This window comes from Streptomyces sp. NEAU-174 (genome assembly GCF_052665095.1).
Window position 1 is genome coordinate 129764 of record NZ_JBQTCE010000012.1, and the last position, 24973, is coordinate 154736.

Genomic DNA, 24973 nt, shown 5'->3' on the forward strand with positions numbered 1-24973 from the left:
CGGTCACCCGTCCGTTGCAGCGATCTTCCCCGGGCGCTTCCCGGGTGCGAGTCTGGAGATATGACGGACCTCATCGAGCTGCTGCGGGAGGGCCTCCCCGAGGAGGCGGTGCTCACCGACCCCGACGTGACCGGGGCCTACGCCAATGACATGGCGGGCTTCTGCGAGGCGGGCGCGCCCGCCGTGGTCGTCCTCCCGCGCACGGTGGAACAGGTGCAGCACGTGTGCCGCACCGCCACCGCGCTGCGCGTTCCGATCGTGCCCCAGGGCGCGCGCACCGGGCTGTCGGGCGCGGCCAACGCGTCGGACGGCTGCGTCGTGCTGTCCCTGGTCAAGATGGACCGGATCCTGGAGATCAACCCGGTGGACCGGATCGCGGTCGTCGAACCGGGCGTGATCAACGCGACCCTGTCCCGCGCGGTCATGGAGAAGGGCCTCTACTATCCGCCGGACCCCTCCAGCTGGGAGCAGTGCACGATCGGCGGCAACATCGGCACCGCGTCCGGCGGGCTGTGCTGTGTGAAGTACGGCGTCACCGCCGAATACGTCCTCGGGCTCGATGTCGTCCTCGCCGACGGCCGACTGCTGAAGACCGGCCGCCGCACCGCCAAGGGCGTCGCGGGCTACGACCTGACCCGGCTCTTCGTCGGCTCCGAGGGCAGCCTCGGCATCGTCGTACGCGCGGTCCTCGCCCTCAAGCCCGCCCCGCTCGAACAGCTCGTGCTCGCCGCCGAGTTCCCCTCCACCGCGTCCGCCTGCGACGCCATCTGCCGGATCATGGAGCGCGGCCACGCCCCCTCGCTGCTGGAGCTGATGGACCGTACGAGCGTCCGCGCGGTCAACGCGATCGGGAACATGGGCCTCCCGGAGTCCACCGAGGCCCTGCTGATGGCGGCCTTCGACACCCCGGACCCGGCCCCCGACCTCGCCGCCGTGGCCGAGCTGTGCACGGCGGCCGGTGCCACGGAGGTGGTCCCGGCCGAGGACGCCGCCGAGTCCGACATGCTGCTCCAGGCCCGCCGGATGACGCTTCCGGCGCTGGAGGCGGTCAAGGGCGTCACCATGATCGACGACGTCTGTGTGCCCCGCTCCCGGCTCGCCGAGATGATCGACGGCACGGCCGCCATCGCCGAGAAGCACTCCCTCACGATCGGCGTCGTGGCCCACGCCGGGGACGGCAACACCCATCCGACGGTGTGCTTCGACCCGGCGGACCCCGACGAGTCGCGGCGGGCCCGGGAGTCGTTCGACGAGATCATGGCGCTGGGCCTGGAGCTCGGCGGCACCATCACCGGGGAGCACGGCGTCGGCGTCCTCAAGCGGGAGTGGCTGGCGCGTGAACTGGGCCCGGTGGGGGTGGAGATGCAGCGCGGGATCAAGCAGGTCTTCGATCCGCTGGGCCTGCTCAACCCCGGCAAGCTGTTCTGAGAACCGGCTGTTGTGGGGGGCCGGCTGTTGTGGGGGCCGACTGTTGTGGGGGCCGACTGTTGTGAGGCCGCCCGGACCCGGGGGTGGTCCGGACGGCCTCGGTCTCAGTGGCTGATCAGCCCTTAGTCGCTGATCAGCCCTTGGCGGCCGATCACGCCTTGAGCGAGGCGATGTCGATCACGAAGCGGTAGCGCACATCGCTGCTCACGACGCGGTCGTACGCCTCGTTGATCCGCTCGCCGTCGATCAGCTCGATCTCCGCGCCGAGCCCGTGCTCGGCGCAGAAGTCGAGCATCTCCTGGGTCTGCCGGATGCCGCCGATCTTCGATCCGGCCATCGACCTCCGGCCCATGATCAGCGAGAACTGGTTGAACGCGCTGGGGTTCTCCGGCGCGCCCACGTGCACCAGCGTGCCGTCCAGCTTCAGCAGCGACAGATAGCCGTCCAGCGGGAGGTTCGCCGAGGTCGTGTTGACGATCAGGTCGAAGGTGCCGGCCAGCTCGGTGAAGGTGGACTCGTCGCTGGTGGCGTAGAAGTGGTCGGCGCCCAGCCGCAGCCCGTCGTCCTGCTTGCGGAGCGTCTGGCTGAGCACGGTCACCTCGGCGCCCATCGCATGGGCGATCTTCACGCCCATGTGGCCGAGGCCGCCGAGGCCCACGATGGCGACCTTCTTGCCGGGACCGGCGTTCCAGTGGGCCAGCGGGGAGTAGAGGGTGATCCCGGCGCACAGCAGCGGGGCGGCGACGTCCAGCGAGATCCCCTCGGGGATGCGCAGCACGTAGTTCTCGTCCACCACGATGTGGGTGCTGTAGCCGCCGTAGGTGGGGGCGCCGTCGTACTCGTTGCCGTTGTACGTGGGCACCTCGCCCTTGAGGCAGTACTGCTCCTCGCCCGCGAGGCAGTTCTCGCACTCGCGGCAGGAGTCGACGAAGCAGCCCACGCCGACCCGGTCGCCGACGGCGTACTTGGTGACGGCGGGGCCGACCTCGGCGACCACACCGGCGATCTCATGGCCGGGCACCATCGGGAAGAGGGCGGTGCCCCACTCCTCGCGGGCCTGGTGGATGTCGGAGTGGCAGATACCGGCGTAGGCGATCTCGATCAGCACGTCGTGCTCGCGCAGGGCGCGGCGCTCGACGGTGGTCCTTTCCAGCGGGGCCTTCGGAGCGGGGGCTGCGTAGGCGGTGACGCTGGTGGTCATAAACGTGTCTCCCTGTGACGAACTAGGAAAAAGGGGATGGGCGAAGGGAAGGGGGAGGTAAGGAGGGGAGAGGGGAACGGGGAAGGGTGTGCGGGGGAAGGGGATGGGATCAGAAGGGGCGGATCGGGCGGATCAGGGGGATCGGGCGGATCAGGGGGAGACGTCGGAGGACGGTCCCCCCGAAGGACGCGCTTCGGACGAGGGCGCGGAAGGATCGGCCGAGGGAGTCGCGGTCCAGCTCGCCAGCAGCCGCAGGGCCGCTTCGGAGGGGGAACCGGGCTCGACCGTGTAGATGCACAGAGCCTGGTCGGGATCGCCGGGCACGGTCACGTTCTCGTAGGCCAGCGTCATGTCCCCGACCACCGGATGGTGGTAGAGCTTGACGCCGTGGGTCTTCTCCCGCACGTTGTGGTCGGCCCACCAGGTGCGGAACTCAGGGCTCTTGATGGTGAGCTCGCCCACGAGCTCGGTCAGCCGGGGATCGTCGGGATGACGCCCGGCCTCCAGCCGGAGGGACGCCACCATCTCCGCCGCGACCGTCTCCCACTCCGGCCACAGTGAACGGGCCGCCTCGTCGAGGAACATGAAACGGGCCATGTTCCGCTCGTGGTACGGGAGCGCCTCGAAGTCGATGATCAGCGCCCGGGCCAGCTGGTTGGAGGCCAGGACATCGCCCCTGCGCCCGAGGACGAAGGCCGGTGAGACCCCGTCCAGCATGCGCAGCAGCGCGTGCACCCCGGGCCGCACCCGCTGGGGGCGGGGCGGTCGGCGGCGCACCGTGCGCCGGGGGCGCGGCCGGGTCAGCTCGAAGAGGTACGCACGTTCGGTTTCATTGAGCTGAAGAGCGCGGGCCACGGCGTCCAGCACCGTCTCCGACACGTTGAGGTGACGGCCCTGCTCCAGCCGCGTGTAGTAGTCCGTGCTCACGCCGGCCAGCTGCGCCAGCTCCTCGCGGCGCAGCCCCGGCACCCGGCGGGGGCTGTCGTTGCTCACGCTCACGCCCGCGTCGCCGGGGCTCAGACGTGCCCTGCGGCTCCGCAGGAACTCACTGAGCTCGGTATTGCGGTCCATGGGTTCCAGTATTGGCAACGGAAAAGGCATCTGAGCGTGCCAAAGTAGGTCTGCTGAACCTAGGCCGGGCGGGGCCATGCGGGCCGTCGCCGCTCGTATGGCTTCGTGGCGCTCGCACGGGAGAGTGGTGGCGGGAGCGGTGGGCTGGTGCCGGGGGGCCGGTCTGATAGACCTTGACCGCGCGCTCCGGGTTGCACTGCGGCTCCTGTACGGCAAACTGCTTACGCCCCACCCTCACCGCGAGGCACCGCAAAGGCGCAGCGCAGTACAGCACGGCCGAGCAGATATGGGACATCGGAGATCATGAGCGCCCCTACCTCAGGATCCGCGGACGGCAGCTCCATTCCTGGTTTTTATCCCGATCCGTCCATCCCTGGCTACATCCGTTATTGGAACGGCGCCGCCTGGGTGCCCGGCACCAGCCGTCCCGCTCCGGCCGAGGGCGAGGCCATGCCCGCCCCGCCGCCCGGGGTCACCCATACCCAGGTGATCAGCCCGCCGCCGGACGAGACGGGCCCGATGTTCCTGGACGAGGATCCGGCGCCGCGGGCCGCGGAGGAGACCGGCAGCGCACTGCCCGAGCTGCGCCGGAGCGCCGAGATGGACGTCCGGGGCGCGGGCGGACCGCCCGAGCAGGCGGCCGGTGGCATGGGGACCCAGCCGGTGCCGCCCGGCGGGGTCCCGGCGTCCGTGGACTGGAACGATCCCCAGCGGCTGCACGGCACCCGCCCCGACGCCGGGTCGGCCTGGCAGGCGGACGCCGCCCAGCAGGGCGGATTCGGCGGTGAGCAGGACCGCCGGGTCTCCTGGGGCGCGGAGTCGGACGCCCCCGGCGACCCCCGGGCGGGTGGTGGGCAGCCCGGCGACCCCCGGGCCGGTGGCGGGCAGCCCGGTGGTGCCCAGGCCGGTGCCGGGCAGCCCGGTGGTGGGCAGTGGCCCGGGGTGCCCGACCCGCGGCGCGCGGGCCCGGGTGAGGACGCCGGTCGCGATGACGGCACGCTGACCATGCGCGCGGGCGGGAGCGGGCGCACCGGGGACCGCTCGACGCAGGCCCTGCCGCCCGTCCGCCGGGCCCCGGAGCTGCCCCCGGCGGACGAGGGCGAGACCCCCGCTCCGGCGGGCGACGGGACGATGACGTTCCGCACGATGGGGCGCGGCGGCGGAGCGGCACCCGCGACCGGCCAGGGTCAGGGTCAGAGCCAGAGGCAGGGCCAGAACTCGGGGCAGGACCAGGCCCGGGGCCAGGCGGCCGGCCGGGACGACGGGACGATGGCGATCCGGGCGATCGGCCGCGGCAGCACGCGGCGCAAGGGCGCCGAGGCCGCACCCCCGGCCCAGCCCCCGCACCAGTCCCAACAGCCCCCGCAGACACAGCAACCCCAGCAGCCCCCGCAGCCGCACCAGCCCCAGCAGCCTCCGCAGCCCTTCGGCGGTATCCCCGCCCAGGGCGGCGGCCCGGCCTGGCAGCCGCAGGGGCAGTTCGCCCAGCGGCCCGGCCCGCCGCAGGCCACCCCGCATGCTCCCCAGGCGGCCCCGCACGGCGCGGGCCCGGGCGCGCCCGAGGGCGTCATCCCCTGGAAGCCGCCCGTCGACAACCCCTTCCTGCTGGCCGCCCAGGCCGAGGGCCGGCCCGCCTCGCTCGGCCGCCGCCTCGCCGCCCGGCTGATCGACTCGGTCGTGCTGCTCGGCGTCGTCGGCGCCGTCGCGTTCCCGCTGTGGAGCAAGGCGAGCGACCACATCGACGAGAAGGTCGAGTCGGCCAAGCAGAGCGGCGAGACCGTCACGGTCTACTTCCTGGACGGCACCACCAGCGGCTATCTGGGCATCGTCCTCGGTCTGCTGCTCGTCCTCGGCGTCGTGCTGGAGGCGCTGCCGACCGCCAAGTGGGGCCGTACGCTCGGCAAGAGGCTGTGCGGGGTGCGGGTGCTGGACATCGAGGAGCACGACACCCCGTCCTTCGGCGCCGCGCTGCGCCGCTGGCTGGTCTACTCGGTGCTGGGGGTGCTCGTCATCGGCGTGCTGAACGTGCTGTGGTGCCTGTTCGACCGCCCGTGGCGGCAGTGCTGGCACGACAAGGCGGCCCGCACGTTCGTCGCGTCGGCAGACTGAGCGTCGGCCGACTGAGGCAGCGGCCGACCGAACCGCCCGCCGCCGAACCGAACATCCGCCCAGGCTGCGGCGGATGGACGATCCCGGTCGCCCGAACGGGGCGCGCCGGATGCGGCCGTCCCGGCTCCGGGGTCGACTCGGGCCATGAGCACCGACCAGCCGCCGCCCGGGCCCGATGAGCCCCGGGACCGGGACAGCAGCGATCCGTTCGCGAAAAGGCCGCGCGCGAACGGCTCCCCGTACGGGGACCACGGGGACTACGGGGACCACGCCGCCGGGCCCGAGCCGTACGCCGGGATGCCCCCGCTCGCGCACCTCGGCCGCCGTCTGATCGCCCGGATCATCGACGCGCTGCTCATCGGCATCCCGGTCGGGCTCGTCGTGACCGCCGTCGCCGGGGCCTACGACCCGATCGAGGGCAGCGCGCGTTCGACCACCGTCACGCTGGTCTACGTCCTTGTCTACTTCCTCTACGAGGGGCTGATGCTGACCCGGGACGGCCAGACCGTCGGCAAGAAGGCGATGAAGATCCGGGTCGCCATGCTGGAGAACGGCCGGCCGCCGGCCGGCCAGGCGGGCTGGCTGCGCGCCGGGGTGTACGCCCTGCCCGAGATCGTGCCCTGCTGCGGCTTCCTCTTCTGGCTGATCAATGTGTTGTGGTGCACCTGGGACCGGCCCTACCGGCAGTGCCTGCACGACAAGGCGGCCAAGACCCTGGTGGTCTCGGCCGTACCCTGAGCCCCGGGGCGCCCCCGAGCCCCGGAGTGCCCCCGAGCCCCCGAGGTGCCCCCCCCGGCCCCCGGAGTGCCCCCTGAGCTTCCGGTCCTCCGGCACCGCTGATGTAATCGGGGGCATGGCCCCCGATCCGCTGTCCTCGCCCCCGCCTGTGATCCCCCCGGGGATGCCCCCGCTGGCCACCCCCGGTCAGCGCTTCACCGCCCGGCTCATCGACATCGTCATCCTCGGCGCGATCTGGACGGTGGCGCTCACGGCGACCGGCGCGCTCCAGTACACGATGGACCACCCGGGCGAGCAGGACATGGGCAAGGTGACCCTCGCGCTCATCATCACGATGGCGCTCTACTTCGGCTACGAGGGCGTCATGCTGGCCCGCAGCGGCCAGACGCTCGGCAAGAAGGCGCTGCGCATCCGGGTGGCGATGCTGTCCGACGGGAATGTGCCGGCCGGTCAGGGCTGGGTCCGCGCGGCGGTCTACGTACTGCCGGGGATGCTCATCCCGCTGCTGGTCGGCACGGTCTTCTGGCTGGTCAACTCCGCCTCACTGCTGTGGGACAAGCCGCTCCAGCGCTGTCTGCACGACAAGGCCGCGCGGACCGTCGTGGTGTCGGCCGTGCAGTGAGCGGATCAGCCGCACAGTAAGTGGGTCAGCCGCGCACTGAGTCGGCGTGCGCCCGGGCGTGCGCCCGCGCCGGGTCGGCCGGTCCGGACCCCGCCACGGGGCGGCTGGTGCGGACGGTGCGGCCGGTGCGGGCCACGCGGCCCACCGGCACGGTGACGGCGACGAGGAGCCCGAGAACGAGCCCGACCACGGTCACCACCGCCACGCCCAGCCCCGATCGGGTCTGGGAGAGCAGCAGCATGGCGAAGGTCGAGAGAACGACGGTGGCCGAACCATAGGCAAGCTGTGCAGGAGTCGGACGCGGCATGGCGGGATCCGTCCTCGGGGGCGATATGCAGGGGGCATGAGTCAGGCTGATGTGCACCGTCAGTCCTGACTCTACGGTCCTGCATGCCCGTGGGGAACGGAAGTAAGCGTGACCTCACCCACGGCGCCGTTGCACAGGGGGCGCACGGAATCATCGGGTGTGCCAACCGGCGTGCATGGCGCGCCCGTTGCCGTCCGTTAAACGGAACGTCGGGATCGCAGAACGTACTTGTCTCTACCAGTCCAAGTCAAGGTCTGTCTTTTCTCCTGCCACTCCGGTCAAATGTCCGGCACTGGTGTGGAAAGGGGAGGACTGAGCGAGTGAACAGCCAACGGAGGACGGCCAGATCGGCCGCCATAGCCACAGTGGTGGCCGCGCTCGGAGCGGCGGCACTCTCGACCGGCATGGCCCAGGCGGACGCACCATCTACGCGTGTCGAGCGCCATGATCCGGCGCCCGCGAAGACGGATGTCCAGCACGACCTCGAAGGTCCCTACAGCAAGCAGCGGGAAGCGCAGCGCCAGGAGGCGCTGCGTCAGGTCATCTCCGGTGACGCCAAGGCGACCACGCGTGGGGCGTCCAAGGTCGTGAAGCTCGGCAAGGGCAAGTACGTCGAGCTGGCCCGGGAGAAGACCGACAAGATCTTCACCATCCTGGTCGACTTCGGCGACAAGGTGGACGACACCACCATGTACGACCCGGACGGGGACGGCCCCAAGCCGCCGGTGAAGAAGTACGGCGGCGACCCGGGCCCGGCGCACAACACCATCGCCGAGCCGGACCGCGCCGACGACAACAGCACGGCCTGGCAGAAGGACTACAACCGCCAGCACTTCCAGGACCTCTACTTCTCCACGGACAAGAAGAAGCAGTCCCTGAAGAAGTACTACGAGAAGCAGTCCTCGGGCCGTTACTCGGTGGACGGCGAGGTCTCCGACTGGGTCAAGGTCGACTGGAACGAGGCCCGCTACGGCTCCAACTACTGCGGCGACACCAACTGCGCCAACGCCTGGGACCTGATCCGCGACGGCGTCAACCAGTGGGCCAAGGACCAGAAGGCGGCCGGCCGCACCGACGCGCAGATCAAGGCGGACCTGGCCAAGTACGACCAGTGGGACCGCTACGACTACGACGCCGACGGCAACTTCAACGAGCCCGACGGCTACATCGACCACTTCCAGATCGTCCACGCCGGTGAGGACGAGTCCGCGGGCGGCGGGGTCCAGGGCGAGAACGCCATCTGGGCGCACCGCTGGTACGCGTACGGCACCGACGCGGGCAAGACCGGCCCGGGCGAGAACAAGTCGGGCGGTACGCAGATCGGCGACACCGGCATCTGGGTCGGCGACTACACGATGCAGCCGGAGAACGGCGGCCTCGGCGTCTTCGCCCATGAGTACGGCCATGACCTGGGCCTGCCGGACGAGTACGACACCACCGGCAAGGGGGAGTCGTCCGTCGCCTACTGGTCGCTGATGTCCGCGGGATCCTGGCTCGGCACCGGTAAGGACTCCATCGGCGATCTGCCCGGCGATATGAACGCCTGGGACAAGCTCCAGCTGGGCTGGCTGAACTACGCCTCGGCCAAGGCCGGTAAGAAGTCCACCCACACCCTGGGTGTGGCCGAGTACAACACCAAGAACAAGCAGGCGCTGGTGGTCGAGTTGCCCGCCAAGGCCGTCACCACCGAGGTGGTCGCCCCCGCCGAGGGCTCCAAGCAGTGGTGGAGCGGGATGGGTGACGACCTCAAGAACACCCTGACCCGGTCCGTGGACCTCACGGGCAAGTCCAAGGCCAGCCTGGACCTCCAGGGCTGGTGGGACATCGAGGAGAACTACGACTACCTCTACGCCGAGGTCTCCACGGACGGCGGCGCCAACTGGACGCCCGTCGACGGCACCGCGGACGGCAAGGCCATCCCGCGCGACGCCGGTGACAAGCCCGCGCTGACCGGCACCTCGGGCGCGTACAAGAAGCTCTCCTTCCCGCTGGACGCCTACGCGGGCAAGAAGATCGACCTGCGCTTCCGCTACCAGACCGACGGCGGTGTGGCGCAGAAGGGCTTCGCGGCCGATGCGATCACCCTGACCGCGGACGGCGCCCCGGTCTTCAGCGACGGCGCCGAGGGCGACGACAACGGCTGGACGGCGAACGGCTTCTCGCGCATCGGCGGCTCCTTCACCAAGGACTACCCGCAGTACTACCTCGCCGAGAACCGCCAGTACGTGTCGTACGACACCACCCTCAAGACCGGTCCTTACAACTTCGGCTGGGCCTCCAGCCGACCCAACTGGGTCGAGCACTTCCCGTACCAGAACGGGCTGCTGATCTGGCAGTGGGACACCTCGCAGCCGGACAACAACGTCGGCGTCCACCCCGGCAGCGGTCTGATCCTGCCGATCGACGCGCACCCCGCCGCCGAGAAGTGGGCGGACGGCAAGCTGATGCGCAACCGGATCCAGGCGTACGACTCGCCCTTCAGTCGGCTCCCCTCGGACGGCTTCACGCTGCACAACGACGGCAAGGCCGCCAAGGTGAAGCCGAAGCCCGGCATTCCGGTCTTCGACGACCACAAGGGTACGTACTGGGACGAGAGTAACCCGACCGGCAGTGTCAAGATTGCTGACACCAACACCCGGATCAAGATCCTCAAGGAGCTCCCGGGCGGCTCGACGATGACCGTCCAGGTTGGACCGTCCGCCTCCTAGATCCACACCAGTCTGCGTTTTCGCAGGTCAGAGCGGTAGCGGCCGTCGCCCCCTAGCGGGCGGCGGCCGTTAGCGTTTAGATGCCCCTTAGACCTGCTTGTTGACACGACGTCTCACGGGGGACATGACCCGCAATGGCCGACGGAGGATTTACCAAGTTGCCGGGCGGCAGTGTGGTGGTCGCACTGACGCTGCCGCGCCCGCTGGGCGAGGGTGGCGTGCGCGTACTGGTACACGCCGCGAACCGTCAGCGAGCCTTGACCAGGCTCCGCAATCTCGGGCTTCGCGCTGTCTATCTGCGCGGTAATACCGCGCCGCCGACGCCTGACGAGGTGACGGCGGTGCTCCACCATCCCGACGGGGTGGTGTGGCGTACCGCGCCGGACCGCGGAGGGGAGCTCTGGCACCCCATGGCCGCCCTCCTCAGACCCCCGGCCCCGGCCTCGTAGGGGTGCCCGGCGGATCCTGCCGCCTGCGGCGGGCTTCTCCCCTCCCCGCCCCTTCCCGAACCTGGGACTCCGCCCCAGACCCCGCTCCTCAAGCGCCGGAGGGGCTGGAAGGCGGGGCTTCGCCCCAGGCCCTGGGGTTCCAGGGGCGGAGGGGCTGGAGGGCGGGGTTCCGTCCCAGACCTGGGGGTCCAGGGGCTGAGGGGCTGGAGGGCGGGGCTCCGCCCCAGACCCCGCTCCTCAAGCGCCGGAGGGGCTGGAAGGCGGGGCTTCGCCCCAGGCCCTGGGGTTCCAGGGGCGGAGGGGCTGGAGGGCGGGGCTTCGCCCCAGGCCCCGGGGGTCCAGGGCGGAAGGGCTACGGGGCTCCGTCTCAGGCCCCGCTCCTCAAGTGCCGGAGGGGCTGGAAGGCGGGGCTCCGTCCCAGGCCCTGGGGTTCCAGGGGCGGAGGGGCTGGAGGGCGGGGCTCAGCGCCAGGCCCCGCTCCTCAAGCGCCGGAGGGGCTAGAGGGCGGGGCTTCGCCCCAGGCCCCGGGGGTCCAGGGGCGGAGGGCCGGGCTCCGTCCCAGGTCCGGCTCCTCAAGTGCCGGAGGGCTGGAGGGCTGGAGGGCGGGGCTCCGTCCCAGGTCCCGCTCCTCAAACGCCGGAGGGGCTAAGCAGGTCGGAGGAAGTCCGCTGCGGTTCGGGCAGCGCCCCGAAGGGGCGCGGGGCTGTGTCGATGTGCGGCTCCGCCGCGGCTGTGTCGATATGCGGCTCCGCCGCGTGGGCGACCAGCCACGATGCGGCCGCGGACGCACGACGGCATTTCGCGGCACTTCCCGCGGAGCGCTTAGAAGGCGGGGCTCCGCTCCAGACGCCGGGGGTCCAGGGGCGGAGCCCTTGGTATCGGGAAGGGGCGGGGAGGGGAAAGACCCGCCGGGCACCCCATAGCGCCAGGGCCCGGGAGGGCGGCCGACCAAGCCCGGCCGGTCGAGCCCGGCCGGTCGAGTCGCCCGGAAGCGGCCGCCAAGCCGCCGCCAAGCCGCCCGGAAGGGGGCTGGGAGGCGCTCTGAGCGCCTCCGGTGGTCTCAGACGACCGGCTTGCCGGTGAGTTCGACCCCGGCCGCCCGCAGCTCCTCCAGAGCGCGCTCGGTCGTGGCCGGAGAGACACCCGCGGTCAGGTCCAGCAGGACATGCGTCGCGAACCCCTCGCGGCGCGCGTCCAGCGCCGTGGCCCGCACACAGTGGTCGGTGGCGATACCCACCACGTCCACCTCGGTCACCCCCCGCTCGCGCAGCCACTGCGCGAGCGAGGCGCCGTGCTCGTCGGTGCCCTCGAAGCCGCTGTACGCCCCCGTGTACGCGCCCTTGTCGAAGACCGCGTCGATCGCCCCGGAGGCGACGGCGGGCGCGAAGTTCGGGTGGAAGCCGACACCCTCGGTGCCCGCGACACAGTGCACCGGCCAGGTGTGCTCATAGTCCGGATTGTCCGAGAAGTGATCGCCCGGATCGATGTGGTGATCACGGGTGGCGACGACGTGCCGGTAACCGGGCGTGGCCTCCCCGATCAGATCGGTGATCGCGGCGGCGACATCCGCGCCCCCCGTCACCGCGAGGCTTCCGCCCTCGCAGAAGTCGTTCTGGACGTCGACGACGATCAGTGCCCGGTGCATGTCACCGAGGGTAGACACTCCACGTCGATTGCGGCAGTGGGCGTGCTCAGCGTTCCCGCTCATGACCTGTCCGTGTTCCCGTTCACGACCCGTCCGCGTTGCCAGTCATGACCTGTTCCGTGTTCCCGCTCATGACCCGTCCGCCTCAGCCCCGCGCGTACCCTCAGCCCCGCGCGTACTCGGTGGGCAGGACCGGCTCCCCGCGCGAGAGCTGGGTCGCCGACAGCGGCAGTCCGGCCCGCGCCGCGATGTGCCGGTCCCGCGCCGCGTCCAGCGGCTCGCGGGCCACGATCTCGCCCCCGCGCACCAGCTCCACCAGCAGTTGATGGTCCGCCAGCTCCTCGGGGACCGCGCCGGTGCCGATCACCTCCGCCTCGGCCACACCGTGCTCGTCCATCCGCCGCGCGGCCCATTTGCGGCCGCCCACCGAGGTCTTGGCGCCCATGGACTTCTTGGCCACCGGCAGCAGCGGCGCGTCCGCCTCGTCCGAGACCGCCCGCGCCACCAGCTTGTAGACCATGGAGCTGGTCGGGTGGCCGCTGCCGGTGACCAGCTGGGTGCCCACCCCGTACGCGTCCACGGGGGCCGCGGCCAGCGAGGCGATCGCGTACTCGTCGAGGTCGCTGGTCACCACGATCTTGGTGTTCTTGGCGCCCAGCTCGTCCAGCTGCTGGCGCACCCGGTGGGCGAGCAGCAGCAGATCGCCGGAGTCGATCCGTACGGCGCCCAGGTCCTTGCCGGCCACCTCCACGGCGGTGCGCACCGCCTCGGCGACGTCATAGGTGTCCACGAGCAGGGTGGTGTCGCTGCCGTGCGCCTGGACCTGCGCCGTGAAGGCGTCCCGCTCGCTGTCGTGCAGCAGGGTGAAGGCGTGGGCGCTGGTGCCCACGGTGGGGATGTTGTAGCGGAATCCGGCCGCGAGGTCGGAGGTGGTGGTGAAGCCGCCGACGTAGGCGGCGCGGGCTGCGGCCACGGCGGCCAGCTCATGGGTGCGGCGGGCGCCCATCTCGATGAGCGGCCGGTCGCCGGCGGCGGTGGACATCCGGGACGCGGCGGCGGCCACCGCGGAGTCGTGGTTGAGGATGGAGAGGATGACCGTCTCCAGCAGCACCGCCTCGGCGAAGGTGCCCTCCACCCGGATGATCGGCGAGCCGGGGAAGTAGACCTCGCCCTCGGGGTAGCCCCAGATGTCGCCGCGGAAGCGGTAGTCGGCGAGCCAGGAGAGCGTCGGCTCGTCCACGATCCGCTGCTGGGCGAGGAAGTCCAGCACGCCCGCGTCGAAGCGGAAGTTCTCGACGGCGTCCAGCACCCGCCCGGTGCCCGCCACGACGCCGTAGCGCCGGCCCTCGGGGAGGCGCCTGGTGAAGACCTCGAAGACCGAGCGGCGGTCGGCGGTGCCCGCCCGCAGCGCGGCCTGAAGCATGGTGAGTTCGTACCGGTCGGTGAAGAGTGCGGTCGACGGCACGTCCACCGGCAGTCCCAAGTCCGCAGTGTCCATGGTTGACGATGCTACCTCCCGTACTCGTCAGAGTGACGAGATCTGGGTGCCGGTTTAGGCGACGGCCCCTGCCGGGTGGCAGCATGGGACGTGTGAGTGTCGCGCCCGTGGAGATCGAACGTCCCGAAGCCCGTGAAGCACCCTCGTCGGTGCCGGAGCCCGACGTTCCCTGGGTGACGGTGGTCCATAACGACCCCGTCAATCTCATGAGCTATGTGACCTACGTCTTTCAGAGCTACTTCGGCTACTCCAAGGACAAGGCCAACCGTTTGATGCTCGACGTCCACCACAAAGGCCGCGCGATCGTCTCGAGCGGCACCCGCGAGGAGATGGAGCGCGACGTGCAGGCGATGCACGGCTACGGCCTGTGGGCGACCCTCCAGCAGGAGCGCTGATGTCGGGACGTTTCGAGCCGTTGCCGGGCGGCGGCGCCGCCATCGCCCTGGACGAGGTGGAGATCTCCATCCTGCGCAGCCTGGCCATGCAGCTCGCCGAGCTGATCGGCCCGGGCGACCAGCCCGCCGGGGGCGAGGATCCCCTGGCCGCGCTCTTCGCGGACGGCCCCAGCAAGCCGCCGGAGGATCCGGCGCTCGCCCGGCTCTTCCCGGACGCCTACTCCCCGCCGGACCAGGAGCTCGGGGCGCGGGAGGAGCAGGAGGCGCGGGAGGCGTCCGCGGAGTTCCGCCGCTTCACCGAGAACGACCTGCGGGCGCGCAAGCGCGACGACGCCCTGACGGTGGTGCGCGACCTGGACGCGCTGGGCCCCGGCTCCTCGGGTGGGGCCCCCGCGGTGCTTGAGCTGGCGCCGGAGCGGTCCCGGCACTGGCTGGGCGCGCTGAACGACCTGCGGCTGGCCATCGGGACCCGGCTGGAGGTCACCGACGAGGACGACGGCGGTGAGCTGCTGCGGCTGCCGGACTCCGATCCGCGCAAGCCGATGGTGATGGCGTACTTCTGGCTCGGCGGGCTCCAGGAGACGCTGATCGAGACGCTCATGCCGGAATGATTCCCTCCGGCAACTACTGAGTGTTCGTTTAGAGGATGCTCAACTCCGGATAACGATCGCATCACTGCGATCGCTGCCTTTGTTGCGCAGCACAACTTTTGTCCGCTTCTTCCTGTGGTGTGCGCCACACGCCGCGCAGTCGATCAGCGTGGCGGTCGTGGTAAATCTTCACGATCGCAGCCAGCCGCCACAGGGAGAAAGGCGCAGCAATATGACCTCAGCGGCTCCTGAAGAGGGCTATGAGCGCGGCCTTGGCAGTCGCCAGGTCCAGATGATCGCTATCGGCGGCGCCATCGGCGTCGGCCTGTTCATGGGTGCCGGGGCGAACATCGCCAAGGCCGGCCCCAGCATCATCCTGATGTACGCCCTCGCGGGTGTGGTCATCTTCTTCATCATGAGAGCGCTCGGTGAGCTGCTCCTGTACCGCCCGGTCTCCGGGTCCTTCGCGGAGTACGCCCGGGAGTTCCTCGGCCCGTTCTTCGGCTTCGTCACGGGGTGGACGTACTGGCTGATGTGGGTGGTGACCGGTATGGCCGAGCTCACGGCCGCCGCCATCTACATCAACTACTGGTTCCCCTCGATCCCGCAGTGGGTCAGCGCCCTGGTCTTCCTTGTGGTGCTGTTCGGCGTCAACCTGATCTCGGTGAAGATCTTCGGTGAGGTCGAGTTCTGGTTCTCGATGGTCAAGGTCACCGCGATCATCGGCATGATCGTCATCGGCCTTGGCGTCCTCACCCTCGGCTTCTCCGACGCCGGTGACACCGCGGCCGCCTCCAACCTCTGGTCGCACGGCGGGTTCTTCCCCAACGGCATCGGCGACAGCCTGATGACCCTCCAGGGCGTGATGTTCGCCTACCTCGCCGTCGAGCTGGTCGGCGTCACCGCGGGCGAGTCCGAGGACCCCGAGAAGACCCTGCCCAAGGCGATCAACACCCTGCCCTGGCGCATCATCATCTTCTACGTCGGCGCCCTGGTGGTGCTGCTCGCCGTCGTCAAGTGGACCGAGTTCTCGGCCGGCGAGAGCCCCTTCGTGCACGCCTTCTCCAAGATCGGCATCCCGTTCGCGGCCGGCATCGTCAACTTCGTGGTGCTCACCGCGGCCCTGTCCTCCTGTAACTCCGGGATGTACTCCACCGGCCGGATGCTGCGCGACCTGGCCGCGAACAGCGAGGCCCCCAAGGCCTTCGGCATGCTCAACGCCCGTAAGACCCCGGCGATCGGCATCACCGTCTCCGTGGCGCTGATGGGCATCGGCGTGATCCTCAACTACATGGTCCCCGAGAAGGCGTTCGAGTACGTCACCTCGGTGGCCACGGCCGCGGGCATCTGGGCCTGGGCGATGATCCTGGTCAGCCACATCAAGTACCGCAAGGCCGTGACCTCGGGCCGGCTGCCGGCCTCGTCCTTCCCGGCCCCCGGCGGCGCGGTCTTCAGCTGGGTGGCGCTGATCTTCCTGATCATCGTGACCGGCCTGATCGCGTACGACAAGGACGCCCGGATCTGTCTGTACGTGGGTGCCGGCTGGGCCGTGCTGCTGGTGATCGGCTGGTTCCTCCTGAAGTCGAACGGCGGCGGCGCCCAGCCGGGTGCCCGTGACGCCCAGGCGGAGCCGGAGTACGCGCGCAAGTAAATCTGTATCGCCTTTCGGGCGCGGAATCTCAGCAGGCGGGCTCCGGACCTCTGTCCGGAGCCCGCCTCCTATTGTGTGGTCATGCTGACCATCACCCAGGCGCTCCACGACAAGATCGTCGCGCACGCCCGCGCCGACCACCCCGACGAGGCATGCGGCGTGATCGCGGGCCCGGCCGGAAGCGGCCGCCCCGAGCGGTTCATCCCGATGCTGAACGCGGCCCGTTCCCCCACCTTCTACGAGTTCGACTCGGGTGACCTGCTCAAGCTCTACCGCGAGATGGACGACCGGGACGAGGAGCCGGTGGTCATCTACCACTCGCACACCGCCACCGAGGCGTACCCCTCCCGTACCGACATCTCCTACGCCAATGAGCCCGGTGCCCACTACGTCCTGGTCTCCACGGCGGAATGCGGCAATGACGAGGGCCCCTTCCAGTTCCGGTCCTTCCGGATCGTGGACGGCGAGGTCACCGAGGAAGAGGTGGAGATCGTCCCGGGTGGCTGAATCGCCGCGCCGTCTCGTATCACGGCCACTACCCGTCCGTATCGCGGGATCACCTACCGGAGCCCGGTTCGGGAATCGATACGATGAGTCCATGGTTTTCGATGACGTGAGCGAGAAGACGCCGGGCATGCTGCTCGTGGCGCGGCTCCACGTCGACCTGTGCCGGCTCGCCAGCGCGATGTGTCCGCGCCGCGCCGTGGCCGCCTGAGCGCGCGCCCGAGAAGCCCCGACGCCCTTCGACGACGCCCTCCCGGCCGCTCCCGGTCCGGGAGTCCACCCCGCCCTCCGACAGGAGCCCAGACATGGCCATCGAGGTCCGCATCCCGACCATCCTCCGCACCTACACCGACGGCCAGAAGGCGGTCGAGGGCAGCGGGGCCACGCTCGCCGAGCTCTTCGCCGACCTGGAGAGCCGGCACTCCGGCATCCAGGAGCGCCTGGTCGACGGCGGCGAGCTGCGCCGCTTCGTCAACGTCTATCTGAACGACGAGGACGTCCGCTTCCTCGAAGGCATCTCCACCAAGCTCTCGGACGGCGACAATGTGACGATCCTCCCGGCGGTCGCAGGCGGAATGGTCTGATGCGGTACGACAGCCCCCTGGCCGCGGTCGGCAATACGCCGCTCGTAGGGCTGCCGCGGCTCTCGCCCTCGTCCGACGTACGGATCTGGGCCAAGCTGGAGGACCGCAACCCCACCGGCTCGGTCAAGGACCGCCCCGCGCTCCATATGATCGAACAGGCCGAGAAGGACGGCCGGTTGACCCCCGGCTGCACCATCCTCGAGCCCACCTCCGGCAACACCGGCATCTCCCTCGCGATGGCGGCCAAGCTCAAGGGCTACCGCATCGTCTGCGTGATGCCGGAGAACACCAGCGAGGAGCGGCGCCAGCTGCTCGCCATGTGGGGCGCGGAGATCATCTCCTCGCCCGCCGCCGGCGGCTCCAACACCGCCGTCCGGGTGGCCAAGGAGCTGGCGGAGCAGCACCCGGACTGGGTGATGCTGTACCAGTACGGAAACCCGGACAACGCCGGCGCCCACTACGCCACCACCGGCCCCGAGATCCTGGCCGACCTGCCCTCCATCACCCACTTCGTCGCCGGTCTGGGCACCACCGGCACCCTGATGGGCGTCGGCCGCTTCCTGCGCGAGAACAAGCCGGACGTCCAGATCGTCGCCGCCGAACCGCGCTACGACGACGTGGTCTACGGACTCCGCAACCTCGACGAGGGCTTCGTCCCCGAGCTGTACGACGAGTCCGTCCTGACCACCCGCTTCTCCGTCGGCTCCGAGGACGCGGTGTCCCGCACCCGGGAACTCCTCGCCCAGGAGGGCATCTTCGCGGGCGTCTCGACCGGGGCCGCGCTGCACGCCGCGCTCGGTGTCGCCCGTAAGGCCGTCACGGCCGGGCAGAGCGCCGATGTGGTCTTCATCGTCGCCGACGGCGGCTGGAAGTACCTCTCCACCGGTGTCTACACGGCGGCCACCACCGAGGAGGCGATCGAGACGCTGCACGGCCAGCTCTGGGCGTAGGGGCCGGATCGGCCGGCGGGGAGCATGGCCCGCAGGGCCGGATCGGCCGGCGGGGGGCATCGCCCGCAGGGCCCGGATCGGCCGGCGGGGGGCATGGCCGGGCGCCACCCGGCTCCGTCCTGGTGATTCCGCCCACAACGCGGCCCCGTGGAGGAGCTGCCTGGGCTTATGCGCCTTACGCTCGTGGGCACCGCATGACCCCCCGCACCCGCCCATGGCCCTCGGCATGGGGACCCTCCAAGGAGGTTCCTGCTTCATGAAGCTCACCGTCGTCGGATGCTCAGGGTCGTTCCCGTCCGCGGAATCGGCCTGCTCGAGCTACCTCATCGAGGCCGACGGCTTCCGGCTGCTCCTCGACATGGGCAATGGCGCCCTTGGTGAGTTGCAGCGCCACTGCGGTCTCTACGACCTCGACGCCGTGCTGCTGTCCCATCTCCACCCCGATCACTTCATCGACATGTGCGGATACTTCGTCGCGCGCTACTACCGGCACGACGGTGGCCGCGCCGAGGCGATCCCCGTCTACGGCCCCGAGGACACCGAGCGGCGGCTGGTCCAGGCGTACGACGACGTGCCCGACGAGAAGTCGATGCGCGAGGTCTTCGACTTCCGCACGCTCACGCCCGGCAGCTTCGAGATCGGCCCCTTCACCATCCGCGCCGAGCGCGTCTGCCATCCGGTGGAGGCGTACGGCTTCCGGATCGAGTACGGCGGCCGCTCGCTGGTCTACTCGGGCGACACGGGCCCCTGTGAGGCCCTGGTGGACCTGGCCAGGGGCGGCGACCTCTTCCTGTGCGAGGCGGCCTTCACGCACGGCAAGGAGGACATCCCGGGGCTGCACCTCAACGGCCGCGAGGCGGGCGAGCACGCGCTGCGGGCGGGGGTCGGGGCCCTGGTGCTCACCCATGTGCCGCCGTGGACGGACCCCCAGATCAACCAGCGCGACGCCCAGGCGGTCTTCGGCGGGCCGGTGGAGCTGGCCAAGGCGGGGGCGGTCTACGAGGTGTAGGCGCGCGGTCCCCGTACGCACGCGGTCCCCGTACGCGTGAAGGCCCCGGAACCGAACCGGTTCCGGGGCCTTCGCGTGGGGCGCGGGCCGAGGGCCTACGCCTTGGTGAGGTCCTCGACCTCTTCCTCGGGTTCACGGCCCGGGGTGGGCAGATCGAACTTGGTGATCGCGAAGCGGAAGACCACGTAGTAGACCACCGCGAAGACCAGCCCCACCGGGATGATCAGCAGTGGTTTGGTGGCATGGCTCCAGTTCAGCGCGTAGTCGATGAACCCCGCGGAGAAGTTGAAGCCCGCGTGCACGCCCAGGGCCCAGGTGATCGCCATCGAGAGGGCGGTCAGCACCGCGTGGATCACATAGAGCAGCGGGGCGATGAACATGAACGAGAACTCGATCGGCTCGGTCACACCCGTGACGAACGAGGTCAGCGCCAGCGAGATCATCATGCCGAGCACGGCCTTGCGGCGCTCGGGGCGGGCGGTGTGCGCCATGGCCAGGGCGGCGGCCGGCAGGCCGAACATCATGATCGGGAAGAAGCCGGACATGAACATGCCCGCGCTCGGGTCACCGGCCAGGAAGCGGCTGAGGTCGCCGTGCACGGTGTCACCGGCCGCGTTGGTGAAGTCGCCGAGCTGGAACCAGGCCACCGTGTTCACGAACTGGTGCATGCCGATCGGGATCAGGGCGCGGTTGACGGCGCCGAAGAGGGCCGATCCCGCGGAGCCGAGCCCGGTCATCCACTCGCCGAAGTTGCTGATGCCGTCGCCGATGGGCTCCCAGACCAGGCCGAAGAAGACGCCCACCGCGATACCGGTGAAGGCCATGATGATCGGCACCAGCCGGCGGCCGTTGAAGAAGCCGAGCCAGTCCACCAGCCGGGTGCGGTGGAACCGCTGCCACAGCACCGCGGTGAGCAGCCCCATGATGATGCCGCCGAGCACCCCGGGGTCGTTGAACTTGGCCGGTATGTCCTCGCCCTTCTGGATCACCGCGTCGGCGACCGGGAACGCCTCCAGCACCTTGCTGTAGACCAGGAACCCGACCACGGCGGCCAGCGCGGTGGAGCCGTCCGACTTCTTGGCGAACCCGATGGCCACGCCGACGCAGAACAGCAGCGGAAGGGCGCCGGTGAGCGCGCCACCGGCGTTGTTGAACACGGCGGCGACCTTGTCCCAGCCCAGTCCGTCGGCGCCGAACACATCGGGCTGTCCGAGCCGGACCATGATTCCGGCGGCGGGCAGGACCGCGATCGGCAGCTGAAGGCTGCGGCCGACCTTCTGGAGTCCCTGGAACAGGCCGGCACCCCGCTTCTGGGCGGGCGCCGCCTTGGCGGTGGCCGTACTCATCGGATTCCTCCTGGTGAGGCGGGCTCTCGGGGGGAAGGAACGGCCCGCTTTATGGTCTAAACCACATGTGGTGTAGACCTGTTGTAGCACGGAGGGATCCGATGAAGGAATCTATCGTTCCAAGTGACGTGTAACGTCTTCGCCCGCATAATGGTGTAGACCACTTACCGCATGGCGAACGGATGGCAGGGAGCGAACATGGCCAGCAAGGCTGAGAAGATCGTCGAGGGGCTCGGCGGCATCGACAACATCGTCGAGGTCGAGGGCTGCATCACCCGACTCCGTACCGAGGTCAAGGACGTCTCCCTGGTCGACGAGGCGCTGCTGAAGGCCGCGGGCGCCCATGGCGTGGTGAAGATGGGCAGCGCGATCCAGGTGGTCATCGGCACCGACGCGGACCCCATCGCCGCCGAGATCGAAGACCTGATGTGAGCCGCTGAGCCCGTCGTGCCGTCCCCGGGGCGGGGCCCGCGCCGGACGCGGACCGGGGGCCCACGCGATGCCGATAGGCTCATCCCATGTCTCGTATCGACGGCCGCACCCCCGACCAGCTCCGCCCCGTGACCATCGAGCGCGCTTGGAGCAAGCATGCCGAGGGCTCGGTCCTCGTCTCCTTCGGCGATACGCGGGTCCTGTGCACCGCGAGCGTCACCGAGGGCGTGCCGCGCTGGCGCAAGGGCAGCGGCGAGGGCTGGGTCACCGCGGAGTACGCGATGCTGCCGCGCTCCACCAACACCCGGGGCGACCGCGAGTCCGTCCGCGGCAAGATCGGCGGCCGTACGCATGAGATCTCCCGGCTCATCGGCCGCTCGCTGCGCGCCGTCATCGACTACAAGGCGCTCGGCGAGAACACCATCGTCCTGGACTGCGATGTCCTCCAGGCCGACGGCGGCACCCGCACCGCCGCCATCACCGGCGCCTATGTGGCCCTGGCCGACGCCATCGGCTGGGCCCGGGGGAAGAAGCTGATCAAGGCCAGCCGACAGCCGCTGACCGGCACCGTCTCCGCCGTCAGCGTCGGCATCGTCGGCGGCGTCCCCCTCCTCGACCTCTGCTACGAGGAGGACGTGCGCGCCGAGACCGACATGAACGTGGTCTGTACCGGTGACGGACGCTTCGTCGAGGTGCAGGGCACCGCCGAGGGTGAGCCCTTCGCCCGCGAGGAGCTGAACGGCCTGCTGGACCTCGCCGTGGCGGGCTGTGACGCCCTGTCCGGAATCCAGCGCGCGGCACTGGCCGAGGAGAACTGACGGCGGCATCGGGCAACCACCGCGCGGCGCCTGGCGTTTAGTCAGGTACCAGCACAGTCAGGTACCAGCACCTTTTCCCGGGGAAGGACCCACTCCATGGCGCCGCGCCACCGTCACCGCCGTACCACCGCCATCACCGCCCTCGCCGCCGTCGCGCTCGCCGTGCCGGTCACGGTGGGTTGCAGCGCGGTGGAGAAGGCCCTGGACTGCGCCCAGCTCGCGGTCGAGATATCCAACGACGTGGACGACCTCCAGGACGCCCTGACCGGCGCCGCCGTCGACCCGCAGCAGGCCGACAAGATCCTGGACGCCCTCGACAAGGACATCGACAAGGTCGGCGACCGCACCGACAACGCGGACGTCGGCAAGGCCGTCGACGACCTCCAGAAGGCCGTGGACAACGTCCAGAAGTCCGTCGACAGCGGCAAGGACCCCGATCTGACCCCGGTCAAGGACGCGGCGGGCGAACTGACCGACGTCTGCTCGCCCTGACCGCCCCTCCGATCGGCACGAGCCATCCACCCTCGATAATCGAGAGCTATGCAGCAACGCACTGAGGGACACCCTCCGCACCCCCGCCGTCTCGTCCTCGCCACCCGCAACGCCTACAAGATCACCGAGCTGCGCTCGATCCTGGGCGAGACCGGCCTCGACGTCGAACTCGTCGGCGCCGACGCCTATCCGGAGGTCCCGGACGTCAAGGAGACCGGCGTGACCTTCGCGGAGAACGCCCTCCTCAAGGCCCACGCCCTGGCCCGGGCCACCGGCCACCCCGCCATCGCCGACGACTCCGGCCTCTGCGTGGACGTCCTCGGCGGCGCCCCCGGCATCTTCTCGGCCCGCTGGTCGGGCCGGCACGGCGACGACCGCGCCAACCTCGATCTGCTGCTGGCCCAGCTCGCCGACGTCCCCGACGAGCACCGCGGCGCCCACTTCGCCTGCGCCGCCGCCCTCGCCCTCCCCGACGGCACCGAGCGCGTGGTCTCCGGCCGCCTCACCGGCACCCTCCGCCACGAGCCCGTGGGCGGCGGTGGGTTCGGCTACGACCCGATCCTCCAGCCCCACGGCGAGACCCGCACCTGCGCCGAACTGACCCCGGACGAGAAGAACGCCATCAGCCACCGCGGCAAGGCGTTCCGCGCCATCGCCCCGGTCGTGCGCGAACTCCTGGGGTGAACGGCCCCGGAGAGCGCCGCAGGCCCGGCCCGCGCTGAGGCGGGCCGGGCCCGCGTATGCGTGGCGTGCGGCCGGAGGGACTCGAACCCTCACGGGTGTTACCCCACTGGGACCTAAACCCAGCATGACTGCCAATTCCATCACGGCCGCTCGGCACGGTCATGGTATCGCCTGGTGAGCGGGGGCCGGGGCCGGAGCCCCGGGTCCGTCACAGCCCCAGGTCTTTGATGATCTTGGCTACGTGGCCGGTGGCCTTGACGTTGTAGAGGGCGCGCTCGACCTTGCCCTGTTCGTCGACGATGACGGTGGAGCGGATCACGCCCGTCACCGTCTTGCCGTAGAGCTTCTTCTCGCCGAAGGCGCCGTACGCCTCCAGGGTCTCCTTGGAGGGGTCGGCGAGCAGGGTGACCTTCAGGTCCTCCTGGGCGCGGAACTTGGCCAGCTTCTCCGGCTTGTCGGGGGAGATGCCGATGACGTCGTAGCCGTGGCCGGAGAGGAACTCGAGGTTGTCGGTGAAGTCGCACGCCTGCTTGGTGCAGCCGGGGGTGAGGGCCGCGGGGTAGAAGTAGACGATCACCTTGCGGCCGGCGTGCTCGGCGAGCGAGACCTGCTTGCCGTCCGCGTCGGGGAGGGTGAAGGCGGGGGCGGTGTCGCCGGGCTGGAGTCGCTCGCTCATGGTCTGGTGCTCCTCGTGGCATCGGGGGTACACACCCGACATTAGCCAGCTTCCCGTCCGGGGGTGCCGTGGGGCGGTACGGAGAGCGAGCTGACAGACTGTCCACTACGAATCATCGAGATTGAATCATCGAGATTGACGGAGGCAGCGCGGTGTCGGATGCCAGGACCCCTGCGCAGATCGAGGCGGACATCGCCCGCAGGCGGCAGGAGCTCGCCGTGACGCTCGACGAGATCGGGGTGCGGGTGCACCCGAAGACGATCATCGGGGACGCGAAGGCGAAGGCGGCGTCGGCCGTGGACCGGACTGCCGGGCGGGCCTATGTGTCCGTCAACCGAGTGGTGACGGGCGTACGCGGCCAGCTGGTGTCCGAGGAGGGCGGGCCCCGTATGGAGCGGATCGTGCCGGCCGCGCTCCTCGTGGTCGGGCTGGTCGGCGTACTCGCGCTCTCGGCCAGGTCCTCCCGGTCCGCCAAGACCTCCCGCTCCTCGTGGTGCGGCAAGCGGCGCAGGTGAGGGGGTAGGGCGGCGGGCTCGGTGGCGGGCTCCGGCCCTGAGGCGTGGCCCTGAGGCGTCATTCTGCTCTTCGGCCAGGTACGGTCATGGCGTGAGTGTGAACACGACCCATGACAAGCTGCCCATCCGGATGCTGCACGACCGCGTGCTGGTCCGCACCGACATTCCGGAGGGCGAGCGCCGGTCGTCCGGCGGAATCGTCATCCCCGCCACCGCGGCGGTCGGCCGGCGGCTGGCCTGGGCCGAGGTGGTCGCGGTCGGGCAGAACGTACGGACCGTGGAGCCCGGTGACCGGGTGCTTTACGACCCGGAGGACCGGGCCGAGGTCGAGGTTCGCGGGGTCGCGTACGTACTGATGCGGGAGCGCGATCTGCATGCGGTGGCCGCGGAGCGGCTGGAGGGCGCGGACGACTCCACGGGGCTTTACCTGTAGGACGCCCGCGGGTGTGCCCCGGCGGACGCCCGCGGGTGTGCCCCGGCCTGCCGGTGAGCGGCTGCGGCGCCGTTGTGGCTGGTCGCGCCCACGCGGCGGAGCCGCATATCGACGCTGC

At 70.4% G+C, this 24973-nt stretch carries 27 protein-coding genes and 1 tRNA gene; 20 read left to right on the forward strand and 8 right to left on the reverse strand.

The features are described from left to right. The first annotated feature begins 60 nt into the window (after positions 1-60). Positions 61-1428 (forward strand): FAD-binding oxidoreductase, encoded by a 1368-nt coding sequence (locus tag ACT2CW_RS31370; protein ID WP_445519069.1) that lies wholly within the window; start codon positions 61-63, stop codon positions 1426-1428. A 151-nt stretch (positions 1429-1579) separates the two neighbouring features. On the opposite strand, the gene ACT2CW_RS31375 is transcribed toward ACT2CW_RS31370, so the two are convergent. Further along, the gene (locus ACT2CW_RS31375; protein WP_138915410.1) at positions 1580-2629 is read right to left on the reverse strand and encodes an NAD(P)-dependent alcohol dehydrogenase; all 1050 of its coding nucleotides are present in this window, start codon (positions 2627-2629) and stop codon (positions 1580-1582) included. 150 nt (positions 2630-2779) lie between these two features. Beyond that, positions 2780-3700 carry a helix-turn-helix transcriptional regulator gene (locus ACT2CW_RS31380; RefSeq protein WP_138915411.1) on the reverse strand — a complete coding sequence of 307 codons (921 nt, stop codon included), beginning with the start codon at positions 3698-3700 and terminating at the stop codon, positions 2780-2782. A gap of 303 nt (positions 3701-4003) precedes the next feature. Between ACT2CW_RS31380 and ACT2CW_RS31385 the strand changes: the two genes are divergently transcribed. The 3 genes from ACT2CW_RS31385 (at position 4004) to ACT2CW_RS31395 (ending at position 7169) form a co-directional block, all read left to right on the forward strand. After that, the gene (locus ACT2CW_RS31385) at positions 4004-5809 is read left to right on the forward strand and encodes an RDD family protein (protein ID WP_445519070.1); all 1806 of its coding nucleotides are present in this window, start codon (positions 4004-4006) and stop codon (positions 5807-5809) included. Positions 5810-5953: 144 nt separating this feature from the next. Beyond that, a complete protein-coding gene (locus ACT2CW_RS31390) occupies positions 5954-6547 on the forward strand; it encodes an RDD family protein (RefSeq protein WP_445519071.1) in 594 nt (197 codons plus the stop codon). 115 nt (positions 6548-6662) lie between these two features. Continuing rightward, positions 6663-7169 (forward strand): RDD family protein, encoded by a 507-nt coding sequence (locus ACT2CW_RS31395; protein ID WP_138915414.1) that lies wholly within the window; start codon positions 6663-6665, stop codon positions 7167-7169. 25 nt (positions 7170-7194) lie between these two features. Here the strand turns inward: ACT2CW_RS31395 and ACT2CW_RS31400 are convergent, their stop codons facing one another. Next, the gene (locus tag ACT2CW_RS31400; RefSeq protein WP_445519072.1) at positions 7195-7476 is read right to left on the reverse strand and encodes a hypothetical protein; all 282 of its coding nucleotides are present in this window, start codon (positions 7474-7476) and stop codon (positions 7195-7197) included. A gap of 320 nt (positions 7477-7796) precedes the next feature. Between ACT2CW_RS31400 and ACT2CW_RS31405 the strand changes: the two genes are divergently transcribed. Both ACT2CW_RS31405 and ACT2CW_RS31410 read left to right on the forward strand, forming a co-directional pair. Then, the gene (locus ACT2CW_RS31405; RefSeq protein ID WP_445519073.1) at positions 7797-10184 is read left to right on the forward strand and encodes an immune inhibitor A domain-containing protein; all 2388 of its coding nucleotides are present in this window, start codon (positions 7797-7799) and stop codon (positions 10182-10184) included. A 134-nt stretch (positions 10185-10318) separates the two neighbouring features. Continuing rightward, positions 10319-10633: a hypothetical protein gene (locus tag ACT2CW_RS31410; RefSeq protein WP_086886108.1), complete on the forward strand. Its 315-nt coding sequence runs from the start codon at positions 10319-10321 to the stop codon at positions 10631-10633. 1060 nt (positions 10634-11693) lie between these two features. On the opposite strand, the gene ACT2CW_RS31415 is transcribed toward ACT2CW_RS31410, so the two are convergent. After that, a complete protein-coding gene (locus ACT2CW_RS31415; RefSeq protein WP_445519074.1) occupies positions 11694-12278 on the reverse strand; it encodes a nicotinamidase in 585 nt (194 codons plus the stop codon). A 163-nt stretch (positions 12279-12441) separates the two neighbouring features. Then, positions 12442-13776, reverse strand: a complete 1335-nt coding sequence (locus tag ACT2CW_RS31420) for a nicotinate phosphoribosyltransferase (RefSeq protein ID WP_445519075.1) — start codon at positions 13774-13776, stop codon at positions 12442-12444. 83 nt (positions 13777-13859) lie between these two features. Between ACT2CW_RS31420 and clpS the strand changes: the two genes are divergently transcribed. The 8 genes from clpS to ACT2CW_RS31460 all read left to right on the forward strand — a co-directional run bounded on the left by clpS (position 13860) and on the right by ACT2CW_RS31460 (position 19459). After that, complete coding sequence (gene clpS, locus ACT2CW_RS31425; RefSeq protein ID WP_164430304.1) at positions 13860-14171, forward strand: ATP-dependent Clp protease adapter ClpS; 312 nt, start codon at positions 13860-13862, stop codon at positions 14169-14171. Continuing rightward, the gene (locus ACT2CW_RS31430) at positions 14171-14782 is read left to right on the forward strand and encodes a DUF2017 domain-containing protein (RefSeq protein WP_445519076.1); all 612 of its coding nucleotides are present in this window, start codon (positions 14171-14173) and stop codon (positions 14780-14782) included. The genes clpS and ACT2CW_RS31430 overlap by 1 nt, the downstream gene beginning before the upstream one ends. 211 nt (positions 14783-14993) lie before the next feature. Then, positions 14994-16412, forward strand: a complete 1419-nt coding sequence (locus ACT2CW_RS31435; protein ID WP_164430308.1) for an amino acid permease — start codon at positions 14994-14996, stop codon at positions 16410-16412. An 81-nt stretch (positions 16413-16493) separates the two neighbouring features. Beyond that, positions 16494-16919 carry a Mov34/MPN/PAD-1 family protein gene (locus ACT2CW_RS31440; RefSeq protein WP_182471280.1) on the forward strand — a complete coding sequence of 142 codons (426 nt, stop codon included), beginning with the start codon at positions 16494-16496 and terminating at the stop codon, positions 16917-16919. A 91-nt stretch (positions 16920-17010) separates the two neighbouring features. Next, positions 17011-17127, forward strand: coding sequence for a putative leader peptide (locus tag ACT2CW_RS31445; protein ID WP_014061047.1), 117 nt, complete (start codon positions 17011-17013; stop codon positions 17125-17127). Between the two features lie 94 nt (positions 17128-17221). Continuing rightward, the gene (locus tag ACT2CW_RS31450) at positions 17222-17500 is read left to right on the forward strand and encodes a MoaD/ThiS family protein (protein WP_445519077.1); all 279 of its coding nucleotides are present in this window, start codon (positions 17222-17224) and stop codon (positions 17498-17500) included. Beyond that, positions 17500-18450, forward strand: a complete 951-nt coding sequence (locus tag ACT2CW_RS31455) for a PLP-dependent cysteine synthase family protein (RefSeq protein ID WP_138915421.1) — start codon at positions 17500-17502, stop codon at positions 18448-18450. Before ACT2CW_RS31450 ends, ACT2CW_RS31455 begins: the two co-directional genes overlap by 1 nt. A 256-nt stretch (positions 18451-18706) precedes the next feature. After that, positions 18707-19459, forward strand: coding sequence for an MBL fold metallo-hydrolase (locus ACT2CW_RS31460; RefSeq protein ID WP_037962143.1), 753 nt, complete (start codon positions 18707-18709; stop codon positions 19457-19459). A 95-nt stretch (positions 19460-19554) separates the two neighbouring features. Here the strand turns inward: ACT2CW_RS31460 and ACT2CW_RS31465 are convergent, their stop codons facing one another. Further along, the gene (locus ACT2CW_RS31465; RefSeq protein WP_138915422.1) at positions 19555-20805 is read right to left on the reverse strand and encodes a PTS transporter subunit EIIC; all 1251 of its coding nucleotides are present in this window, start codon (positions 20803-20805) and stop codon (positions 19555-19557) included. A 198-nt stretch (positions 20806-21003) separates the two neighbouring features. Between ACT2CW_RS31465 and ACT2CW_RS31470 the strand changes: the two genes are divergently transcribed. The 4 genes from ACT2CW_RS31470 (at position 21004) to rdgB (ending at position 23231) form a co-directional block, all read left to right on the forward strand. Further along, the gene (locus ACT2CW_RS31470) at positions 21004-21237 is read left to right on the forward strand and encodes a glucose PTS transporter subunit EIIB (RefSeq protein WP_037962146.1); all 234 of its coding nucleotides are present in this window, start codon (positions 21004-21006) and stop codon (positions 21235-21237) included. A gap of 86 nt (positions 21238-21323) precedes the next feature. After that, positions 21324-22055, forward strand: coding sequence for a ribonuclease PH (gene rph, locus ACT2CW_RS31475; RefSeq protein WP_164430320.1), 732 nt, complete (start codon positions 21324-21326; stop codon positions 22053-22055). A 96-nt stretch (positions 22056-22151) separates the two neighbouring features. Then, positions 22152-22547, forward strand: a complete 396-nt coding sequence (locus tag ACT2CW_RS31480; RefSeq protein WP_445519078.1) for a hypothetical protein — start codon at positions 22152-22154, stop codon at positions 22545-22547. A 48-nt stretch (positions 22548-22595) separates the two neighbouring features. Further along, positions 22596-23231 carry an RdgB/HAM1 family non-canonical purine NTP pyrophosphatase gene (gene rdgB, locus ACT2CW_RS31485; RefSeq protein WP_164430324.1) on the forward strand — a complete coding sequence of 212 codons (636 nt, stop codon included), beginning with the start codon at positions 22596-22598 and terminating at the stop codon, positions 23229-23231. Between the two features lie 66 nt (positions 23232-23297). Here the strand turns inward: rdgB and ACT2CW_RS31490 are convergent. Both ACT2CW_RS31490 and bcp read right to left on the reverse strand, forming a co-directional pair. Then, positions 23298-23381 (reverse strand) — tRNA-Leu (locus ACT2CW_RS31490). 58 nt (positions 23382-23439) lie between these two features. Further along, positions 23440-23907 (reverse strand): thioredoxin-dependent thiol peroxidase, encoded by a 468-nt coding sequence (gene bcp / locus ACT2CW_RS31495; protein ID WP_037962151.1) that lies wholly within the window; start codon positions 23905-23907, stop codon positions 23440-23442. A 152-nt stretch (positions 23908-24059) separates the two neighbouring features. Here bcp and ACT2CW_RS31500 point away from each other — a divergent pair, with 152 nt between their 5' ends. Then, positions 24060-24422 (forward strand): DUF3618 domain-containing protein, encoded by a 363-nt coding sequence (locus tag ACT2CW_RS31500; protein ID WP_086884603.1) that lies wholly within the window; start codon positions 24060-24062, stop codon positions 24420-24422. Positions 24423-24552: 130 nt separating this feature from the next. Then, positions 24553-24855, forward strand: coding sequence for a GroES family chaperonin (locus ACT2CW_RS31505; RefSeq protein ID WP_044581870.1), 303 nt, complete (start codon positions 24553-24555; stop codon positions 24853-24855). Positions 24856-24973 lie beyond the last annotated feature (118 nt).